1 pseudogene is annotated in these 299 nt (G+C 17.4%); it reads left to right on the top strand.

Features of this window, described 5'->3' with window-relative positions:
• Positions 1-156: 156 nt before the first annotated feature.
• A pseudogene (gene ribA, locus LDP10_RS03605) lies at positions 157-299 on the top strand (GTP cyclohydrolase II); the annotation flags it as partial.

The following is a 299-nucleotide window of genomic DNA, read 5'->3' as shown; positions in this document are numbered from 1 at the left end:
AAATAATTTCATAATTAATTTAAAGTATGTATTGATATTTATTTTAAATAAATTTTTTGAAATTTTTTTAATATATGTAATTATTATATAATTAAATTTTAATTTGCAAAAATATATAAAATTATTGTTAAAAAGATAATAATTTTGGGGAAATTTATGAACTTAAAAAAAAATTTTAAAGCAAAACTACCTACTCCATGGGGCGATTTTTTTATTATTGGATTTGAAGAAGAAATAGGTATTAAAAATCACATTGCTCTTATTTATGGTGATATTTCTTTAGCTGATCCAATATTAAC

The sequence above is a fragment of the Buchnera aphidicola (Pemphigus obesinymphae) genome (assembly GCF_026122815.1).
Taxonomy (GTDB): Bacteria; Pseudomonadota; Gammaproteobacteria; order Enterobacterales; family Enterobacteriaceae; genus Buchnera_C; species Buchnera_C aphidicola_BJ.
Note: the sequence above shows the minus strand (reverse complement) of the source record. Positions and strands in the feature narration are given on the sequence as shown.